Origin of the sequence: Flavobacterium sp. UW10123, assembly GCF_040538975.1 — a bacterium.
Lineage (GTDB): Bacteria > Bacteroidota > Bacteroidia > Flavobacteriales > Flavobacteriaceae > Flavobacterium.
Genome location: NZ_JBEWQE010000012.1, coordinates 1 through 20,162 on the forward strand (window position 1 = coordinate 1; position 20,162 = coordinate 20,162).

At 33.3% G+C, this 20,162-nt stretch carries 15 protein-coding genes, 1 pseudogene and 1 riboswitch; of the genes and pseudogenes, 7 read left to right on the top strand and 9 right to left on the bottom strand.

Features of this window, described 5'->3' with window-relative positions:
* The 3 genes from ABXT06_RS14785 to ABXT06_RS14795 form a co-directional block, all read right to left on the bottom strand.
* A partial coding sequence (locus ABXT06_RS14785) for a four helix bundle protein (protein ID WP_354591589.1) occupies positions 1-91 on the bottom strand: 91 nt, incomplete at its 3' end.
* A gap of 398 nt (positions 92-489) precedes the next feature.
* Complete coding sequence (locus ABXT06_RS14790; protein ID WP_354591433.1) at positions 490-1,635, bottom strand: YncE family protein; 1,146 nt, start codon at positions 1,633-1,635, stop codon at positions 490-492.
* The gene (locus ABXT06_RS14795; protein WP_502909048.1) at positions 1,632-3,680 is read right to left on the bottom strand and encodes a TonB-dependent receptor; all 2,049 of its coding nucleotides are present in this window, start codon (positions 3,678-3,680) and stop codon (positions 1,632-1,634) included. Before ABXT06_RS14795 ends, ABXT06_RS14790 begins: the two co-directional genes overlap by 4 nt.
* A 110-nt stretch (positions 3,681-3,790) precedes the next feature.
* Positions 3,791-3,994: riboswitch (cobalamin riboswitch) on the bottom strand.
* 101 nt (positions 3,995-4,095) lie between these two features.
* On the opposite strand from ABXT06_RS14795, the gene ABXT06_RS14800 reads away from it, so the two are divergent.
* Complete coding sequence (locus ABXT06_RS14800) at positions 4,096-5,031, top strand: hypothetical protein (protein WP_354591435.1); 936 nt, start codon at positions 4,096-4,098, stop codon at positions 5,029-5,031.
* A 120-nt stretch (positions 5,032-5,151) separates the two neighbouring features.
* On the opposite strand, the gene ABXT06_RS14805 is transcribed toward ABXT06_RS14800, so the two are convergent.
* The 4 genes from ABXT06_RS14805 to ABXT06_RS14820 all read right to left on the bottom strand — a co-directional run bounded on the left by ABXT06_RS14805 (position 5,152) and on the right by ABXT06_RS14820 (position 15,023).
* On the bottom strand, positions 5,152-5,796 hold the full coding sequence (locus ABXT06_RS14805) for a porin family protein (protein WP_354591436.1): 645 nt from the start codon (positions 5,794-5,796) through the stop codon (positions 5,152-5,154).
* A 66-nt stretch (positions 5,797-5,862) separates the two neighbouring features.
* The gene (locus tag ABXT06_RS14810) at positions 5,863-12,000 is read right to left on the bottom strand and encodes a M4 family metallopeptidase (protein ID WP_354591437.1); all 6,138 of its coding nucleotides are present in this window, start codon (positions 11,998-12,000) and stop codon (positions 5,863-5,865) included.
* 385 nt (positions 12,001-12,385) lie between these two features.
* Entirely contained in the window at positions 12,386-14,011 is a 1,626-nt protein-coding gene (locus ABXT06_RS14815; protein ID WP_354591438.1) for a tetratricopeptide repeat protein, read from the bottom strand.
* A 100-nt stretch (positions 14,012-14,111) separates the two neighbouring features.
* Complete coding sequence (locus ABXT06_RS14820) at positions 14,112-15,023, bottom strand: YybH family protein (protein ID WP_354591439.1); 912 nt, start codon at positions 15,021-15,023, stop codon at positions 14,112-14,114.
* A gap of 251 nt (positions 15,024-15,274) precedes the next feature.
* On the opposite strand from ABXT06_RS14820, the gene ABXT06_RS14825 reads away from it, so the two are divergent.
* The 3 genes from ABXT06_RS14825 to ABXT06_RS14835 all read left to right on the top strand — a co-directional run bounded on the left by ABXT06_RS14825 (position 15,275) and on the right by ABXT06_RS14835 (position 16,963).
* Positions 15,275-15,868: a hypothetical protein gene (locus ABXT06_RS14825; protein ID WP_354591440.1), complete on the top strand. Its 594-nt coding sequence runs from the start codon at positions 15,275-15,277 to the stop codon at positions 15,866-15,868.
* A 127-nt stretch (positions 15,869-15,995) separates the two neighbouring features.
* Positions 15,996-16,481: a GNAT family N-acetyltransferase gene (locus ABXT06_RS14830; RefSeq protein ID WP_354591441.1), complete on the top strand. Its 486-nt coding sequence runs from the start codon at positions 15,996-15,998 to the stop codon at positions 16,479-16,481.
* Positions 16,482-16,483: 2 nt separating this feature from the next.
* On the top strand, positions 16,484-16,963 hold the full coding sequence (locus tag ABXT06_RS14835; protein ID WP_354591442.1) for a MarR family winged helix-turn-helix transcriptional regulator: 480 nt from the start codon (positions 16,484-16,486) through the stop codon (positions 16,961-16,963).
* On the opposite strand, the gene ABXT06_RS14840 is transcribed toward ABXT06_RS14835, so the two are convergent.
* The gene (locus ABXT06_RS14840; RefSeq protein WP_035690806.1) at positions 16,960-17,316 is read right to left on the bottom strand and encodes a winged helix-turn-helix transcriptional regulator; all 357 of its coding nucleotides are present in this window, start codon (positions 17,314-17,316) and stop codon (positions 16,960-16,962) included. The two genes, ABXT06_RS14835 and ABXT06_RS14840, sit on opposite strands and share 4 nt — an antisense overlap.
* A gap of 107 nt (positions 17,317-17,423) precedes the next feature.
* Between ABXT06_RS14840 and ABXT06_RS14845 the strand changes: the two genes are divergently transcribed.
* The 3 genes and pseudogenes from ABXT06_RS14845 to ABXT06_RS14855 all read left to right on the top strand — a co-directional run.
* Positions 17,424-18,056 carry a nitroreductase family protein gene (locus ABXT06_RS14845; RefSeq protein WP_354591443.1) on the top strand — a complete coding sequence of 211 codons (633 nt, stop codon included), beginning with the start codon at positions 17,424-17,426 and terminating at the stop codon, positions 18,054-18,056.
* A 268-nt stretch (positions 18,057-18,324) separates the two neighbouring features.
* Positions 18,325-18,702, top strand: coding sequence for a hypothetical protein (locus ABXT06_RS14850; protein WP_354591444.1), 378 nt, complete (start codon positions 18,325-18,327; stop codon positions 18,700-18,702).
* A 128-nt stretch (positions 18,703-18,830) separates the two neighbouring features.
* Positions 18,831-19,253, top strand: a pseudogene (locus tag ABXT06_RS14855) (IS1595 family transposase); the annotation flags it as partial.
* Positions 19,254-19,485: 232 nt separating this feature from the next.
* Here the strand turns inward: ABXT06_RS14855 and ABXT06_RS14860 are convergent.
* Entirely contained in the window at positions 19,486-19,977 is a 492-nt protein-coding gene (locus ABXT06_RS14860; RefSeq protein WP_354591445.1) for a hypothetical protein, read from the bottom strand.
* Between the last annotated feature and the right edge of the window lie 185 nt (positions 19,978-20,162).

Below are 20,162 nucleotides of genomic sequence, written 5' to 3' on the forward strand. Positions count from 1 at the left end.
CAGCTTTGGAAATATAATTTGTCGCAATTAATATTTCTAACCAATACATTGACTCATCGCATTCTTTTTGAGAAATTGATAATTTATGAATCCAACTGCGGGACGAAAATCAAATACATTAGAAATATATTTACTGTACGTTCCTGTTTCCTTTGTGACATTTATTGATGAGTTGTAAATCTTGGTTTCTCCGTTTATCTCAACTTTTAAAGTCAGCGGATAATTTTTCTGAAACGGACTTATAAAATCTAAATCTGCATTTTCTGAAATAATCGAATCTTTAATACTCCAAATCAGTTTTGCTGAGCTTGGAAGGTTTGCAGCAATATTCAGGACTTTAAAGCGGTCAATTGTGTACGATTCTTTCAGCACTTCTGCTGGAAGCAAATCTTCTTCGCTATCATTATCCTTATCGCAAGAGGCAAATCCCAAGAAAAGAATTAAAAACATAGCGATTTTTAAAAGGTCTTTATTCACCATTTTTAATTTTTAATTTTTAGTTATAAAAGCAATATGAGCAGGAATATTCCCTGCGGTTGTTTTCCATTTTAGTTTTCCATCTGGCGTAAAACAGTAGATATAACCTGTTACGACATAGTTTTGCGCATCGGTAATGTAGATTTCTTTGGTTTCTGGATTCACTTGAAGTCCGTACGGAATCATGATTTTTTTATCGGTTCCATCCGTAATAATCTGATTGGTAATTACTTTTTTAGTTTTAGTATCTAAAATTCCGTAACTCACTTTATTACTACCTGATAAGTAACTCCAAGAAACGCTGTAGTAATACAACAAATCATCGACTAGACAGGTTCCAGAAACGGGAATATCGAGTTGCATTTTCTTTTCGTCAGTCTTTGTATCAATCACAAAAAGATTGGATGGCGTGTTGTAATAATCACCTCGTGAACTCACATAAATATCGCCTCGACTGTCAATTTGCATGCTGTACAAATTGATGCCCACATCTATTTTTTTGATTTCTGTGAAAGTCGCCAGATCAATAACTGAAACGGTTCTATCGTAATTCGGAACTCTGTAACCGCCAGAATTCGCGACATACAATTTTCCGTTATGAATAACCATTTGTTCAGGCTGATAGCCAACGGTTACTTTTCTTTTTATTTCTAATGAAGTAGTATCTATTTCGGCCACAAACCCGATTTCTGCATTCGGATTTATGGCAACTGGCCCCGAATACGAACTTACATAGGCTTTGTCTTTATAAAAAGCCACATAACGACAATTGGGAATATCTATTTTTTTGATGCGTTTTGCCGTCCATTTTTCTAAAACCTCAACTTTGTTGGAGCAATTTATAACTGCATAAACCTTGTTTCCATAAATTTTAATATCGTTTCCAACATCTCCCAATTCTTTTACCACACTCGGATTTCGTTCTGAATATACATCTGTAGTATAATTTCCTGTTCGGTAATTAAAAACATCCAGACTAGCTCGGTTCATTCCCATATTTCCTTCGTTTAAAAGATAGAAACCTTCAATATTTCCGTCACTTCTTGGCGCGGCAACAGCTGCATCAGAAGAAAGAAATACGGTTTCGTCTTCACGGCAGGAAACCAACAAAACAGATATGCTTAAACCAAATAGTATTTTTAAAAAGCTCTTTTTCATAACTCAAAACTGATTATAAATTTGAATGTTCGCCCCGGCATCGGATAATTGTAGATGACTTCATATTGCTGATTGAAAGCGTTGTTGACTTCAATCGTTCCGTTTAATTTGTAATTTTTGAATGCGAAATATTTCTGAACCGCCAAATCGTGCGTGTACCAAGGCTGTACTTCGTTTACTTTGATATTATTGACATTGCCGTTATAGCGTTTTCCGACATAAATGAAGCTGTAATTGAAGTTCCAAGATTCGTAATTGGCGTTTAAAATTCCAGATCCGCTATGCCAAGGCGTGTACGGAATCTGATCTCCGTAAGAGGACATTTCTAAACCAACAAACTTTGTAAAATCCTGACTTTGAGAATATGTGTATGTTAAATTGGCATCTAGTTTTAGCTTATTAAAATGAGTTCCCATATTTAGAACCGTTTCAATTCCTTTTCCTTTTACCTGTCCGATATTCGTCATCATCCAGCGAAATAAATTTCCAGTTGGAGCGGCAACAATTTTGTCTTTTGTATTGGTATAATAAGCATCTGCTTGAAAAGAGAATCTATCAAAAAAGCTTTCCTTTACAGGGAAATTATACGTAAACCCAACATCGTACTGATTCATGTATTCGGGTCTCAAAGTGCTTGAACCAATCATGGTATAATACAAATCGTTGAAAGTTGGCATTCTGAAAATGCGTTTGGCAAACGCCCTTAAATTGAAATCGTATTTCTTAAACGGAGTATAACCCAAAAATATAGCGGGAGTAAATTCGGTTTTATTGGGTGCTTTGGCATTGTATTTTACTTCCTCAATGACACGAGTTCCTAACACATTTCCTAAAACTTTAAAACCTTCATATCGATACGAAGTTGCTAGAGAAACAAGGGCTGTATAACGCTGTGGAAAAGAGAATTGTGTTTGGATTCCTCTTCTTGTCGCATTTAATTTATTGTATTGAAAATCGGTTGAAAGCGAAACATCCCAAGTGGGTAAAATGCTATACATATTAACTGCGGAGAAATAAGCTTCCTGCTGATAATAACTATCATCTGATTGTGCGCCTTCTGTTACGGTTTCACCTAAAACGTTTGTCGTATCTCGTGCAATATAATGCGTGTAATCGTAGGCAAATTTTCCTTTTAGCTGAAATTTATATTTATCTGAAACATCTTTTGTTAGAGAAGATTGTCCAAAAAAGTTTTTGTCAAATTGTCTAAAACCGTCTTTAAACTTATTTTCTACAATGGCTCCTGGTGCACCGCGTTCAGAATCATAATAATATACTTTTGCATCCCAAGTTCCTTTATTTATTTTTCCATACAAACCAGATTCAAATCGGAATGCTTCTATATCACTGTTCCATCGTGTAGCTGTAGTATCGTAGGCAATACTTCCATCTTGATTTTTTCTTTTATATCTAAATTTATATTGTCCGTTTGATTTGATGTATTCAGAACTTACGCTCATGCTGACTTTATCGCTCAGTTTTTGTTCCCATCTAAAAGAAGGATCATGGTAATTGATAGACATTGTTTTGTAACGAACCAGCAGATTTGTTTTTTTATTGCCTGTAAAAACAGGACGTTTGGTTCGCAAATAAATAGTCGAAGCTGATGCAAAGTCTTTTGCCGACTGAAAGATTTCGCTTTTCTGTCCATTATACATCGTAAGCGATTCCATATCATCAAGCGAATATTTCCCTAAATCGGTTACGCCGTTTTGCGCATTTCCAAGCTGAATTCCGTCATAAAAAACACCAACATGATGCGTTCCCATATTACGAACATCAACCGTTTTGAGTCCGCCGACTCCGCCATAATCTTTAATTTGCGTTCCCGCAAAATAACGAAGCGCATCGGCAACATTGTGACTAGAAAGATTTTCGAGCAGAACACCCGAAAGACTTTGCACGGGAATAACTTCCTGATAAGGTTTTCCTTTTAAAATAACTTCTTTTAAAACACGCGAACTATCAGTCACTGCTTGCGAATGAAGCAAAAAAGGAAAAAGTACTAAAAAAGCAGAAAATAAAGTTTTCTTCAAATTACACATCACGATTTAATTAAATAAACTTTGTGTGATGCAGTAATTATACAACAGTAGTAATCCTACTATAGAATAGCAGGTTATTATCTTGTCATCAACTTCATACCACGAAAGTTTTAAACTATGTGATCGTGGCAGGTCTCCTGACTTATTCTATCTTTAAACGGCCTTCTCACCCCTAAAATGGAACAATGGCATTAGTATGTTTAAAGACTTTGTGTAGAACTTACAGTAGCGGGTCTGTTCAGGATTTGCACCTGATTCCCTTTTAACTGCTTATTTCAGATTGAAAAAAGCAGACCAAAATCTGGGGTAAAGATATAATTATCTTTGTATTTTTTTTATTTGTTTTTTATATGATACTATTATTTTTACAATTTAATTTGCTATTTACTTATGTTTGTGCAATTAAAACTAACCAATGACCTTAGCTGATTTAATTAAAGACTTTATTGACTCAACCAAAGAAAGATTAAAAAACCCCATATCTGGCGCATTCCTATGGTCATTTGTATTTTATAATTGGCGACCAATTTGTCTATTACTTTTTTCAAAAACATCAATCGAAAATAAAATTATTGTGATTAACCATGAATATTGTTCTTTCTGGGCAATCTTTTTCCCAATTGTAATTGCAACATTTTACACATTATTAATTCCTAAAATAATGCTGGAAATTGATAAAGACTTAGAACCAACTAAAGACGCAAGGATAACTAAACGCTACGCTTCAAAAAAACATGAAGTAGTTGAAAAGACAAAAGTTGCCAAAGCGGAATTTTTATTAAAAAGCGAGGAATCTGGGACACAAACTATACAAGAATTTATGAGTCAAATTGAAGCTCTTAAGGAAAACAATAATAATTTGCAAGATAGTATCAAGCAAATTAACGAATCGAACAAAGTTACTGTTGATGGTCTTAATCATTCTTTGCAGATCGCAAAACAAGCTTTAAATGAAAAAGAACAGCAAAATGTTATCTTAAAAAGAATAAATGACTTAAAGAAAGATAATGCACCAGATATACACATTCAAGATGATGATACTATTAGTTATAGATTTTTAATTAAAGGATTGATAAATAAAGCACAACTATCTGAAATTGAAACGACGCAGTTATTAAAAATTACTGATAACTTAAATGCAGCACAATTTGATTCAATTGAAAGTTTAGAGAAAAACAGTCATGGCATGGTAATATTATCCAAAGTAAAAGATTACACTAACGTACAGGTTTTGCTTGATCGAGGAGTTCTCCAGAGAAGAGTTGCAGGGAACAGATTATCATATCATTTCACCAACGAGGGGAAAATAATCCATAACTTATTAAAAAACAGTTCAAACACCAACTCTTAAAAACATTAAAAACGATTTACCAATTTTTTTTTTTAATATCAATACGATAGGGAAGATAAAAACAAAAAACCACTCTTAAAAAAGAGTGGTTTTAAAACAGTTATGAAGGTGTTACTAACTCTATTTAAAAAAATAACCGATTGTTATTTGAAAAACTTTATTCTTCATATCGCTGTTGATAACATAATTTGTGTTTGCCGTAACATCTTTAAACACATTGGCATACGACAAATTATATCTTGCATCTGCATAGAAATTGCTAAACTGATAACCCAATCCGAAATTTACTGAAGCATCTACTCCGTTTGAATAGTCTTTTAAATCCATTTTTTCATGGTTATCGTAACCTAAAAAATTGTCTTGGTATTTATTGTTTGCTTTCAACAGAATTCCGACTTGAGGTCCCGCTTGAATGCTTAAACCTTTCGCCACATAATATTTTAACATTACTGGAATGTTTAAATAATTTAAGGCAATTGTGCTTTTGTAATGTGAGTTTTGTACTTCTGGATCAGAATAAGATAATTTCATTCCCTGCTGGCTATACAATAATTCTGGTTGTACCGAAAAGTTTTTTGCCAAAGGAATTTCTGCCATTAATCCTGCTGTAAATCCTGTTTTACTAGATGAATCCAATTCGTTTTCATCAAATGTTAGGCTCGAAATATTCAATCCTGCTTTTACGCCCAGTTTGACCTTTTCGGTTTGAGCCATTACACCTGCACACATAAACAATGCACAGATTATTAGCTTTGATTTTTTCATCGTATTTTTCGTTTTTTTTAAGAAGGGCAGCTCTACATGAGAACTGCCGTTTCTATCTATAATTTGTTACTTTTTAATAATCTTAGCTGTGTACTTTTTGCCTTGTACGGTACAATCTAAAATATAAACTCCTGTCGTAAGCTGACTAACATTTACACTTGATGGAACAGCAGAATAGGTTTTACTCCAAACCGCATTTCCTTCCATAGAGTAAATTTTCATTTCAGCTTCGCCTTCAGCTTTTTCAGCCAAGAAGATGTTTACATTATCTGCAGCTGGATTTGGGAACACTCTGAAAGAATTTGTCAATTTTCCAATAAGAAGACCTTTAGAATCTATTGGAGCAGACATACTTGTACAACCATGTGTATTTGTTACTTGTAGAGTATACGTTCCTTCCCAAATTGTAGAAACCATTTTTTCGGTTGCATTAGGAATAATTCTTCCGTTTAAATACCACTGATAACCCTCAGAATCAGCAGAAGCTGTAATTTTATTTCCTTCTAATGCTTGAATTTCTGGAACTGTGTTTTCAAGAACATTGATTGTTGTTGTGAAAATTTTTCCTAATCCGTGTTCGTTGTAAACCGTTACGTAATAATCTCCGCTTTCTGTTGTTTTGAAAGTTGGATCTGTAGAACCATCAAACCATTCGTAAGCAGCATAATTTCCAGGATTTAAAACTACTTCTGGACCACAAACATCTCCGCTTACAAGTTCAGATTCGAAAGTATCAAATATCACAGTTACTTTTTCAGTAAGACTGCATCCGTTTTCTAATGTTGCCGTTACAGTATAATCTCCTGCTTTATCAACATTTATAGAATTGGTGCTTTCACCTGAACTCCATTTATATGAAGTTGCTTCTAACTCTTTAGCAGCAATGTTTCTCTCTGCATCCAGAAATACACTTTTACCTGCATAAGCATGGATAACTGAAGCGTCAAATATTTTAAAATCTGACGGTACGCCTTGGTATACATAATTCTTGATACTATTGTTTGATTCGATAGCATCGTTTTCCATTTTTGCATTTACGGCAAATACATGAGAATCTCCAGAATCATCTAATTTAGGCTGTTTGATAAAAGTATAATCGATGCTTTCGCCAACCGGAATTCCTGATGCAATGGCTTCTGAGATTTTTTCTGATGTATTACTGTACTCCAAATCTAATTGGATAGAATTTTCTTTAATAGCAACTTGTCCTTCATTTGTCAGCCTAACTTTTACTTCGCTATTGCCACAAATATCTTTTGGAGATAAAATTTGAACAGAAACATCTAAAACAGCCTCACTCATTACTTTAAGATCGTCTAAAACCATATAAGAATATCCATCTGATTTTGCATGTCTAAAACGGAACAATACTGATTTTCCAGCGTATTTTGTAATGTTTAAAACTGCTTTTTGCCATTCAGTATCTACATAAGTTCCTTGACTAGTCGCTCTCCAAGCTTCAGTCCATTCTCCGCCAACTGGCTTAATATCTACAATTAAAGCATCATTAACATTGCTCTGCAAAGCGTAATAAAACTCTAAAGCCGTAGTACTTTCAGACAGTTTGTAAAGTGGAGAAATTAATTCGCTATAGTAATAATAGCCTTCTAATTGACTGTATAATAGTTTTCCGTTAGTATCTCCCGAACGGTTTTTTAAAGGAAGTGTCAAATTGATATTATCTGGAGTTGTAACCGCTCTCCAAGGGTAATTTTCATCACTTTGATTAGAAATAAATCCTTTTGATCCAAATATTGAACCTTGTGTTAGGCTAGAGAAATTCTCTGTGCTTAATTCTAGCGCTTTTTCAGCAACTTGAAAAGATGCCGTAAGACTTTTAATATTCGTATCTAGCTCTCCATCGGCAGTTGCCTGCACTTTAATTTCGTAATTGCCAGCAGCTAATTTTGAAAGACCGTCTATTTTATAAACAAGAGTTTCACCTTGTCGGATTGTTTTCGTTCTTTCTAATGAAACTGGTTCGCCAATAGCATTTCCGTTCTGAAGAATTTGATATTTAAGCGTAACTTTTTCCAATGTTTTATAAGCTACATTTCTTGCATCAATATAAAACTCATGCGTAGGTACATCTTCATAAACTGTTTCGCCTACAACTAAATTCGAAAGCTGTAAATTACTTTTAGTTGGTGTAATTTCAATATTATCCACCGCAAAACCATTCGCAAAAAAGCCATTGTCATTTTGTTGAAAAGCAACTTGCACACAAGAATTTCCGGCGTAAGCACTTAAATCAACATTATAACCAAACCAAGCGCCATAATAAGGCATTTTAAATACTTCTTTCCAAGTTGTTCCGCCATCGGTACTTACTTTTACAAAACCATCTGACCATTGCTGAGGATCTCCAAAACCATCAAATGATAAATGCGCTTCTTTGTAATTGGTTAAATCAAATACGGGAGAAACCAGCATATCGTTTGAAGCATCGCAATTGCATTTGTCATCATTACTTGCCATAAATTTGGTATGATCTGCAATAAACCATCCAGGAGAACCTAAATCTGCACGCACGCCATGTTTCCATCCTGCAGAACCTTTATTCTCAGAAGTTCTCCATCCTTTGTATTTAGAAGCGTCTTCAAAGTCCATTTTATACGGAAGTACAGAAACTTTCATGTCTTCGTTATTCCAATTATCGTACGTTAATGTGACAGCATTATTTCCTTGTTTAAGGTCTTTTGCCATATCTACAGGAAAAACAGAAACCGAAATTGTATACTCTCCAACATTCTTCAAATTAATATTAGGAATAGAATAGTTTATTGTGTCTTTAAACCTAGCGAAGTTTAAAGTTGTTTTTTCGATTTTTGAAAAAACTTCGACTTTTGCTGCATCAAGAACTTTAGTTGTAATATTAACTTCCTGACTTGCTGTAGCAAAATTGTTTGTTATTTTGGCAACTACTGCAGCATTATTATTGTTGATATCACATTTACCAGCGTCAACTTGTGCCGACACAACTTCTAAATCATAAGGCGCATCGCTTACCAAAATGTTATCTATAAATCCGCCTAAGAATCCATCATAATAGTCGTCTGATTTTACGTGGAAACGAATAGCCACTTTTTTTCCTGCCAATTCATTTAACCGAATTTGGTACGGATCTTTTTTCAAACTATTATTTACTCCCGTAAACCAACCTCCATCTAATAAATCATTATTATGTTCTATTTCCGGATAATTAACTGTATTTATTTTTTTCCAGCTTTTACCTTTATCTTCAGAATATTCAACAATTAAACCATCATACGTTCTATGCAATAAATAATACAAATCGAACTCCACATACGGAGAAACCACATTGGTAAAATCAAAGATTGGCGATTCTAAAACGAAATCAGAATTAAGTCCCATTCTTTCAGTTCCCTTAAAGTCAACCATTCCCCACATGTATTGTGATTTAACCGTTCTAAAAGACGCAGGATAATTTTGAAATAAAAACTTCTGATTTCCGCTTAACGCTTTTGTGTTCCATCCTCCAGGCGTTCTCTCGAATCCTTCAGTATAAGGAAATTGTGTTATAATATCGCTGTAAGCAGCATTTATAATACTATTATTTGTTGTAATCGGATCTTTATCATAAGTTACATAAGCTTCGTAAGTGTGTAAACCCGCCGCTGATAAATCGACAGCAGTATCAAAAGCTATTTTCATTTCCGAATTTCCTTTGAAAGCAGTCTGCAATGTTACATCTTTCCAAATCGTTGTGCTTCCTGCTTTTGTATCGGCATATCCAATTTTTAAAACAGTTCCTGCTGGAATATCTTGACAGCCTAAATTAAAAATCGTAATAGCTGGAGTATAACTTGTTGTAAGTAAATCTCCTGTATACATTGGAAGATCTAAAGCCGTTGCTTTGATATCAAAATCTTTTTGTGCAGTGGCAACATATATGCCTGTAACAAAAGAATATCCCTCTTTAACACCAAAATCTACAATAGGATCAAGATCTACTTTAACTTCTACGTAGCTCGTCGCATTTATTTGATATGGTATTTTGCTTTTTATTGCAATAGTTGTTTCTTCTCCAATTCCTAAATCTTTAGCAAAAGGAACTTTACCGTCGTTGGTATAAAAAGTAATGAGTCTGCCAAGTGCGCTTGCCATGGCTCTTAGTTTGAAATTTAAAACTTCATCCGCTTTAATTACAGCAGTTCCTGTATTTCTTAGTGTAATATAAAAAGGCTCTTCTCCTTTTAATGGCCCGCAAGACGCTGAAGGATTTTCTACCGAAACAATCGTTATTTGTCTATCCGCATAAGCGGTACCTACACCAATCGCATACCAAGCATTAGTTACTTGTTTAAACTCTTCAGAACCTAGACCGTATAAATCTTCTACAGCCATCAAAGTTGCCTGACGCATGTCGCTAAAATTTGAAGACGGTGATAAATATTCTGTCAATGCCAAGTACGCAATCTTTTCAGCTTTAGCTAAACCAATCGGTTTAACAGTATAACTGTTGTTAAGGTCATTAACTCCTTCTCCACCTTCAGCTAAAAGATAAAACCAATAATTGGTAATACCGCTGTTAATGTGCACACCTCCATTATCATAAGATGTATTGGCTGGATTTACCCAATTTGTTCCTCCGTATGTATCAGGCTGACCTTGAGCTTTTGGATTAGCCATACTTCTTAAACTTCCGTGAGAATACAATTCATCTCCCAAAAGCCAGATATCATTTTTAGTATCTCTTCCAGCGTAAAATTCGATAGAAACACCAAAAATATCACTAAAAGATTCGTTCATTGCACCCGATTCTCCTTGGTAAATTAATCCTGCAGAAAATTGTGTTACGGCGTGTGTTAATTCGTGTCCTGTAATTGCCAAACTTACAAAAGGCTGGTTTTTACCATCTCCAAACTGCGCCCATCCTCCTGTCCAAGAGGCATTTTCTACATTGGTTCCTAAGTGAGCAAGACCAAAAATGGTCATTCCTTTGTCATCGACACTATTTCGGTTAAATTTTTCTTCGTAATAGTTTAAAGTCTTTTGTAATCCCCAATGAATATCAATTGCCACTTCATCGTGATCTTTGTTGTATAAATCATTCCAATTATTATCCTCATCGATATATTCTGTAAGCACTTCATCTGATGCGTGCTCTGCATGATTCATATTCAAAGTATAAATTGGCACTTTGTATTTTCCTTCCAAAGTTTCCAATCTATAACCATCTGAATATTGAGTTGTTCCAAAAGTAACATCTCCTGAGAACCTTGCTTTTCCTTTACCTACTGCACTTCTTCCATCAGCAAAAGGTGAAGAAGACGAATGAAGATCTCTGCTTAAGTCAATTTTTAAAATGACTTTCCCTGTATTAGCATCAACATAAATGGTCTGACTTGACTGCGGATTTGTAGCGAAAACATCGTATTTCCATGCCAAATGGTATTCTGTCAATTCAGAAGAAAAATTAGGTCCCACATAAACCAATTCTCCTTGCGGTTTTGTACTGATTTTTTTATGGACTAAAGACGATAATTTTTTGCTTTGCCAAACGTACTCTTTAGCATTTACAGTATTTAATGCGTTTTGTAAAGCAGCCGACGCGTTTACTTTGTAATTACTGTTTGCAGGCAATTTTTTACTGATATGCCCAAATGCTTCAATTTTACTCTTGTTATCTCTTACTTTATAAATAGCACCTTCTACAGGCACAGCATTATGCATTTGCTGATACGTTGCCAAACTTCTGCCATGTTTATCAGAAACCGATCTTAATTGCATTTTGTCTGCATTCGAAAGTTCAAAATCTGCTCTTTTAACTTCAAATACATTGCGGATAGTCAAATTAGATGATTTTGCAAAAGATCTCACTTTTGTACTGTCTGTAGTTTGAACATTCTTAGCTGTTGAAGCGCTTTGGCTTTTATCAAAAAGCTTCTGGCTTGCTTTTAATCTCTTATTTACATCATCACTTTCTTCCTGCGAAAGCGCTTTTCCGTTTATGTTTTTTTGCGTTAAAAGAGTATTGGCTTCATCCTCTTGGTTAACATTTGAATCGTTGTTTTTCTGATAAACTTGATTCTTTTTCTGATTAGCAGCTGGCGATTGCATGGCCGTCTGCGCATTAGATGTTTTGTTTTTTGGAAAAGGAGACTGAGCCATTCCGACGGAACAGATCAAGAAACCTAACAAAAGAAACAAATACCTGGGTTTAGAGTAAATCTGGTTCATTTTTTTTAATTTAAAATTAGTATTAAGGCTGCGAGTTAATAGATATGATGGTTCGCAGAAAACCACAAAAGCAAGTCCTTAGAATCAATTCGGCGGTTGATTCTTAGAACTTGCTTTCGTTATTTTTTGTAGAATTTTTAAGAGCGCACTCTTCTTTGTTTTTGTTTCTTCTAAAAGCTCATCTAAACTTTTATTCGGTTCTTCTTTTTTCGTGGTATTCATCCAAACTTGTTTTTGATAATGGTTTGGTAAAAATAGACGGACGCTATAAGGCTCGAAAAAAAAGGACTAATGCAAAAACACTCGCAGACAGAAATAGAACACTCAGAAAACACTCATTTTAAATTAAAAACAATTATATCAAACAGTTACAATTAAAATTATTTTACAGTGAATCACCTTTAAAACTGTTCAGATAAGTGGAAAGATTTACTTTTTCGTTGGTTAAATCGAATTTTTTGCGCAATCTGGTTCTGGCATTTTCTATCGATTTAAAGGATTGTCCTGTAATTTGGGAAATTTCTTTTGTAGTTAAATCTAAATAAAGCAGCGCACAAAGTCGGCGCTCTTTTGGAGTAAGTGTCGGATAATCGATGGTCAGTTTATCGAAGAAAGATTTATGAACCTGTTCAAAACTAATTTCAAATTCTTTCCAGATATCGGCATTCAAATCTTTTTCCAAGCGTTTCAAAACAATATCAATTGCTTGTTGTAATTCTTTATTGGCTGTTTTTAGTTTGATTTTTTTAAGATCGGTCAGGATTTCGTTGATATTATCGGTACGGTGAATTTCGGCCATAGCCTTGCCTACCAAAACCATATTTTTGGCTTCAAGGCTTTGATTCAATTCCTGCTGTTTGGCTTTTAACTTCTCTTTTTCTAGCTGATTTTTAATATTCCTATTTCGATAACGGATAAGCAGAAGAATTAAAGTCAATATTCCGATAACTAATATTAGCCCAACGACGTAATATTTAAATCTAGTTTTCTCTTCAACAAGAGTTCGTATTTGGTTACGTACTTTATAATCCTGCTCAAGTTTTATTCTTTCCAGGTTTACGGCCTTTTGTTCGATATTAATACTATCACTTATCTTATTGAACTGCTGAAAATAAAAAACCGCATTTTTATAATCACCCATATTTAAATAGGCTTCATAAAGCATTTTATTCAAACGCATACTCGAAAAACCAAATGGATTTCCTTGAGAATATTCTAAAGACTTTTTCGCATTTAAAATGACTTTATCCAGTTTTTTTTCTTGTAAATTATATTCGGAAAACGATTCAAAAACAAAGGCTTTTAGTGAATCATCGATAGGAGTATCTATTAGAGAAAAAGCTTTTTCAAAATATAAATCAGCATTTTTTTTATCTCTTTTTAAACTATAAGCCCTAGCCAAATTGGTGTACACATAAACTGTCAAGGTATTGTTTTTTAGTTTTTTTGCAATTGCATCGGCTTTATGATAATAATGCAGGGATGAATCTAAGCTTTTACCAAGATAAGTTGTACCAATGTTGTTTAATATTTTTACCAGTTTATCTGGCTGGTTCTTAGATTTCTGATAACGATATACATTTAGGAAATACTTGAGCGCTTTTTCTTGGTTATTGGTTTTTCCATAGGTAATGGCTAAATTATTTTCTACCTGAACAATTTCATCTTCAATGTTATTGCTTTTATAAATTTCATAAGCCTTTAAATAATATTGCAAGGTTATATCTAGTACGTCTTTTGAACTGTAAATTTCTCCAGCAGATAAATAAACTTTAGCTAAAGCTAAATCGGCTTTGTCTGTTTTTTTTGCCTCTGTTTCAGCCAGCTCTACATATTTTATCGCTCTATCCCAATCAGAATCTTGAAGTTGGGAAGCGATTTTTAGGGCTAAATCCACTTTTTTTTCGTGATTGTCTATAGTATTTAAGCTATCAATCCATTCTTTTGTTGAAGATTGCGGATAAATATGAAAAGTGGTGAGAATAAAAAATATGCAAAGTAATCGACCCATCGTGTGTAAAAATGATAAAGATGGGTTCAAAATTATAGAAAATTATCAGCAATTAACAACAAATCGATAAAAGAAACATTATTCTAAACAAACTAAAAAGTTAATCATGATTTACGATTTGGCGAAAAAGCAGCAATGTTCCATTATTATCTTTTTTCCATACATTGATGCTTTTTCCTTTTACATTTCCATGATTATCACCATCACGCCAATCTACACTGTAAAACCCAAATTCTATAATTGCCGTTCTGGCATAAATAATTTCAGAAGTCAGAATCGAAATTTTATCAATACTTAAAGTTCCTGGTTTTTCGTGCTCGGCAAAATAATCTGTAATTTCTTTTTCACCCGAAAGAATCGGAGTGTAATAGGTAAGATACATGGCATCTGTCATAAACATTTTGGCGTGTTCTGCTCCTTGCCTATTTTGAACCAATTCCTTTATTTTATTATTTCTTTCTTTTACTTCTAAAGTTAATTTATCTGTCGGAATATATTCTTTAATCTTTAAAATTGCGGTATCGTCTATCTCAGGAATTTTTTTATCATCAAAATAACTTGAAGATCCCCAAATTTCAGCGGCGATTGTTGGAGGCAGGCTCCTATTGGAAGGCTTTTTCCATAAAACCGCATATTTGCCGACATAAGAAAAAGGATTTTGCTCGTTTAGATTTAAAGTTTCAGCGAAGGTTCCAATCTCTAAAACATAGTTTCCAAAATCCTGCAGGTCCAAAATTTTTCTTTCATAAGTAGTAATTTTTGCCTGACTCAGCCATTGTTTGTAAAAGTCTAGAATCGTTTTGCTGCCAACTCGCTGTCTGCTGTGTTCTGGCATAAATATAGTTTTATCTGTATAAGCTTTTACCAAATCGCCCTGATTTCCTTTTATAAAAGCATTTGCAAATGAAGTATTATACTCTTCAATTTGCTTTTTAAAAACCGAATCACTTTTACTTCCCTGAGCAAAACTAGCAAATGCAAAAAGAAGTAAGGCCAAACTTAACTTAATCATAGCATATTTTTTTCGATTGAAATACAAATATAAAACATTAACAATCAATATATTAAAAACACATCAAAGTATTTAAAAACGATTTTATATTAAGTATATTTATACTTAAAAAAAACAAAGCAGAAAGTTAATTTTTAGAAAAATAACCTCTTATAAGGCAATAATTGGTTTTATAAAATGTTTATATATAAAAGATTAAGATGCATCTAATTTTTTAAATCAATACCACACAAGATTAATAGTATAAAAACATGAAAAAAATATTTTTGATAATTGCCTTTGTTTCTTTTTCAGTGCACAGTTTTGCTCAGGAATTGGATAATAAATTCAAATCGATTCCGGTAAAAAAATCTCCTGTAAAAGAAGTTATTCCGCCTAAAGAAGAAGCGCCTAAAGAAAACCCGCCAGCGCCTATTGAAAAACCAGCTCCGTTGCAGGTTAATCCAGACGAATTATTTAAAAACACCAATCTTTATAAGCCAGAAGCTAATGTCGAAGGGATATTTTACAGAAGAAATCAGTTTTTAGGCAATTTCAATACTACTGCCGTTACTTCTACGATAATGTACCGTGATGCAGCTTTTGTAGACGGCGATAAAGTAAAAGTATATTTGAACGATAAAGTTATTGAACCTGAAGTCTTTTTGAATGGCGATTTTAAAAGCGTAAAAATAAATCTCGAAAAAGGAATCAATAAAATTGACATTGAAGCTTTAAACGAGGGTTTTGCTTCTCCAAACACAGCCGAATTTAAGGTTTATGACGATAAAGGCCAGGTTATTTCGTCAAGCGAATGGAATGTTGGAACAGGCTATAAAGCTGTTATCGTATTAGTTAAAGAATAAAAATCTGGAATAAAATTGTAATTAAATCATAAAAAACACTTAAAACTGCTGGTTTCAGCAGTTTTTTGCTTGTATATATGTAGTTAACTACGTAGTTTTGTACTCATATTTAATTTTTGAAATAACCATGCAGATTAAACCTATACAAAATGAGTACGAAAATGAAATCGTAGATCTCATATTAAACATTCAGCAAAAAGAATTCAATGTACCTATTACTTTAGAAGATCAGCCAGATTTGTTAGATATCCAAAACTTTTATTTCAAATCGGGCGGTACTTTTTTGGGTGCATTTATTGACGAAAAATTGGTCGGTACAATCGCTTTGGTAAAATTTAATCCAGAAGCTGCAGCCATCAGAAAAATGTTCGTCAAGAAAGAATTCAGGGGAAAAGAATTTCAAATTGCCCAACAATTATTGGAGCAATTAATTGAATACAGCAAAGAAAACGGAATTAAAGACCTATATTTAGGAACGGTTACTTTATTGCAGGCAGCCTTACGTTTTTACGAAAAGAATAGTTTTGTAACAATACCAAAAGAAACACTTCCTGTTGATTTTCCGTTAATGAAACCTGACAATGTTTTTTGTCATTTAAACTTAAATCCATAGAAATGAATATAATTGACGAAATTGGAATTTTAGCCATATCAACGCGTTTGCAGCGTCTTAGCGAACAATTACGCAAAGATGGCGCACAGATTTACAGTTATTTTAATATTGATTTTGAACCGAAATGGTTTCCTGTAATTTATACTTTACACGTAAAAGAAATGTTGAGCGTGGTTGAAATTGCCAATGAAATTGGCTACAGTCATCCGTCAACCATCAGTCTATTAAAGGAATTGGAAAAAGAGAAAATTATTAGTTCTAAAAAAGACAAACAAGATGAACGCAAGAGATTGATCATCTTAACAGCAAAAGGAGAAGAACTAGTTACTAAAATGCAGCCCGTTTGGAGCATTATGACAAAAGCTTTAAACGAAATCACCAATACTCAAAACAATCTTCTAAAAGCGATTGAAGAAGCAGAACAAAATCTAACACGTCAAGGTTTTTTTCAGAAAGCAATTGAGCTAAAAGACAAAAACTAATCTTTTCCTGTAATTTTCTTTCTGTGGTTGTGCCCCCATTTCGCAAGAGAATCGATGACTTCTTTTAATGTATGTCCGTATTCTGTTAATTCATACTCAACGGTAACAGGCTGTGTATTGAGAACAGTTCTCGTTACTAACTGATTTTCTTCTAGATTCTTTAATTCTCTGCTTAGCATTTTTCCAGAAATGCCTTCAACTTCTCTTAACAAGTCGGTAAATCTCAATGTATTAAAACAAAGTGATGCAATGATAGAGATTTTCCATCTTCCGTTTAAAATATACATGGCGTCGTGCACGGCCATAATATGCTGATTGCACGATTTTTTATCGTGTATTGGTTCTTTTATCATGTTATATTAGTAGGTTACCTAGATGTTACAGTTACTTTTGGTAATCAGATGACAAAAATACACTTAAACTACTTACATTTGAATACAATTTTAATCAATTAAAAAAAATGGCCTTAATAGATGCACTAAAGTGGCGTTACGCTACAAAAAAAATGAACGGACAAGCTGTTCCGCAAGAAAAAGTAGATTATATTCTTGAAGCTGCAAAACTTGCGCCTTCTTCTTCTGGTTTACAACCTTATAAAATCTTTGTTATTACAAACCAAGAAGTAAAAGAAAAACTAAGAGCAGTAAGTTTTGATCAAAGTCAAGTTACTGATGCTTCTCATGTTTTGGTTTGGGCTGCTTGGGATGGTTACAGTTTAGAGAAGATTTCTGCTGTATTTAATAAAACAATTGCTGAAAGAGGAATTCCTGCTGATGCAATGGATGAATACAAACAGAGACTATGGGGTATGTACGAGCCTCTTGGACAAGAATGGCATGCTAACCATGCTGCAAAACAAGCTTATATTTCGTTTGGTATCGCAATCGCTGCGGCAGCTGAACAGCAAGTAGACGCAACTCCAATGGAAGGTTTTATTCCTGCTGAAGTAGACAAACTTTTAGGTTTAAACGAACTTGGACTAAAAAGCGTTTTGGTTTTACCTCTTGGATACAGAGATGATGCAAACGACTGGTTGGTGAACTTGAAAAAAGTGAGAACTGCTCAAGAAGAATTTATAACAGAAATCAAGTAAAAAATTATTTTTTCACTTAATTAAGAATGCTTTTGAAATGCGCTACAACGTATTTTCAGAAGCATTTTTGGTTTAAATATTTCATTTTCAATTTAAAACAAATTCAGTAAAAAAAACAAAATAAACCGATTTTATCAGATTCGTGTTATTTTTTAATTATGTATAAAAAAAGGTACGCAATACGGATAATTAAATAATATTGTATCCCTAATTTTGTTTTTATCCAAAACAATTCAATCTTATTTACAACAACTAAAATTCTAACATTATGTCTGATTTTTTAACGCAATTTGGGGAAGACCTAAAAAAGAACGTCCCAGGGTTCATCGCAGTTTCTGTAGCTGAAATTGCAAGCGGTATGTCATACTATTCTCAATCTGTAGTAGCAGATTTTGATCCAGAATTAGCATCGGCTTATAATCTTGAAGTAGTAAAAGCAAAAATGAACGCTATTAAAGCTTTAGGATTAACTGGTCAGGTAATTGACAATATCATGATTACGCTAAGTTCTCAAATTCACATTATTGACGTTTCTGACAATCAGGAATACTTTATTTACCTTGCCGTAGATTCTACAAAAGCTAACTTAGGTATGACAAAATCTATCCTTAATAAGTACAAAAAAGAAATCGCTGCTAAATTATAACACAATTTTGCCCCTTGTAAAAAGGAATATTCTATAGTTGGAGTATTCCTTTTTATTTTTTATACAAATTGTTATTCGTTTCTTTTAAAATATTTTATATTTCGAAGGTAAATAATGGATTTGTATAAATGGAATTACGCGCTTATTTTGAAAAGTATTCTGATGAGGCAACTTGTATTGAAGAACTCAAAAACAAACGTTTAGAGAACGGGCTCATGTGCAGGAAATGTGGACATAATACACATTCTTTCCGTCAGAATGATTTAAAATTTCAATGCCGCAAATGCGGTTGCCGCACTAGTCTCCGCTCTGGAACCGTAATGGAAAATTCCAATCTCCCAATTCGATACTGGATGATCTGTATCGAATTGATGACGCTTTCGCATAGAAAATTACCTATACTCAAGATTCAATTTTTATTAGGACATAAAAGATATGAGCCTATCTGGCTGATGGTGCAGAAAATTCGTCTAGTAATGAAGATTAGAGACGAAAAATATAGACTAAGAGCTTATTCTGAATTTGACCCTGAATTTCTTCAGAAAATTGATAAACTCGCGATGCAGAAAAAAGTCAAAGAATTGTGAATGGTGAGTTGTGAAATTTCAAATGTGAAATGCTAAGATTGCTAATAAAAATAGCCACAGATTATAAGGATTAAAAAAATTAAAAAAATCTGTAATAACCCTTATAATCTGTGGCTTTATAATTCTACTTGAAGATTGCTTTGGAAAATTTACAATTAACCATTTACAATTCACAATTTACAATTCACAATTATTATTATTTCTTTTTATTTTTCTTTGCTTTAGATCGTTTCGCTTTGTTTTTAGCAATTTTTTTCGCCTTTGCTTTTTCTTTAGCTTTTTTAGCTTTGGCTTTCTTTTTAGCTTTAGCTTTTAGTTTTGCTTTTTTAGCTTTCTCTTTCTTTTTGTCTTTTGCTTTTTCTTTTTTCTTAGCAACAGCTTTTTTCTTTTTCTCTTTTTCTTTTTCTTTCATCTTTTTATTTTTTTTAGATTTTGGCTGATCTTCATTTTCTTGAGATGTTTCTGCTTCAGATACAATCTCTTCTTCTACTTCGACTTCTTTATTTTCTACTACTTCTTCAGTTGCAGCTTTTTTTGGAGCTCTTTTAGGTTTTGGTTTTGATTCTGAAATTTCTACAGTCGATTCGGTTTCTGAAACTGGGGTATCTTGTTCCTTCTCTTCGTTTGAAATAACTGGAGCAGCTTCTACTTCTTGATCGATTTCATTAGCAAGTACTTCTTTTGTCATTATTCTGTTAATTTTAAGAAATTGATTAAATTTATTTTGGATTAACTAATTTTTAATGTTATTAAATCATTAAATTAACATCAAAAAATAATAAACAAAGATAGATTGAAAAAGACATTCGCCAATGTTAAGTTTTTCATGGCAACAAAAAACACGATATATTTAATTAAAAATCAGATACTTAC

Excerpts from the sequence above, each read along its gene's own strand:
- ABXT06_RS14790 (WP_354591433.1), bottom strand. The coding sequence starts at position 1,635 with ATGAAAAAGAGCTTTTTAAAAATACTATTTGGTTTAAGCATATCTGTT.
- ABXT06_RS14835 (WP_354591442.1), top strand. The coding sequence starts at position 16,484 with ATGAATATAATTGACGAAATTGGAATTTTAGCCATATCAACGCGTTTG.
- ABXT06_RS14795 (WP_502909048.1), bottom strand. The coding sequence starts at position 3,680 with ATGTGTAATTTGAAGAAAACTTTATTTTCTGCTTTTTTAGTACTTTTT.
- ABXT06_RS14810 (WP_354591437.1), bottom strand. The coding sequence starts at position 12,000 with ATGAACCAGATTTACTCTAAACCCAGGTATTTGTTTCTTTTGTTAGGT.
- ABXT06_RS14820 (WP_354591439.1), bottom strand. The coding sequence starts at position 15,023 with ATGATTAAGTTAAGTTTGGCCTTACTTCTTTTTGCATTTGCTAGTTTT.
- ABXT06_RS14850 (WP_354591444.1), top strand. The coding sequence starts at position 18,325 with ATGTCTGATTTTTTAACGCAATTTGGGGAAGACCTAAAAAAGAACGTC.
- ABXT06_RS14845 (WP_354591443.1), top strand. The coding sequence starts at position 17,424 with ATGGCCTTAATAGATGCACTAAAGTGGCGTTACGCTACAAAAAAAATG.
- ABXT06_RS14825 (WP_354591440.1), top strand. The coding sequence starts at position 15,275 with ATGAAAAAAATATTTTTGATAATTGCCTTTGTTTCTTTTTCAGTGCAC.
- ABXT06_RS14860 (WP_354591445.1), bottom strand. The coding sequence starts at position 19,977 with ATGACAAAAGAAGTACTTGCTAATGAAATCGATCAAGAAGTAGAAGCT.
- ABXT06_RS14815 (WP_354591438.1), bottom strand. The coding sequence starts at position 14,011 with ATGGGTCGATTACTTTGCATATTTTTTATTCTCACCACTTTTCATATT.
- ABXT06_RS14805 (WP_354591436.1), bottom strand. The coding sequence starts at position 5,796 with ATGAAAAAATCAAAGCTAATAATCTGTGCATTGTTTATGTGTGCAGGT.
- ABXT06_RS14830 (WP_354591441.1), top strand. The coding sequence starts at position 15,996 with ATGCAGATTAAACCTATACAAAATGAGTACGAAAATGAAATCGTAGAT.
- ABXT06_RS14840 (WP_035690806.1), bottom strand. The coding sequence starts at position 17,316 with ATGATAAAAGAACCAATACACGATAAAAAATCGTGCAATCAGCATATT.
- ABXT06_RS14800 (WP_354591435.1), top strand. The coding sequence starts at position 4,096 with ATGACCTTAGCTGATTTAATTAAAGACTTTATTGACTCAACCAAAGAA.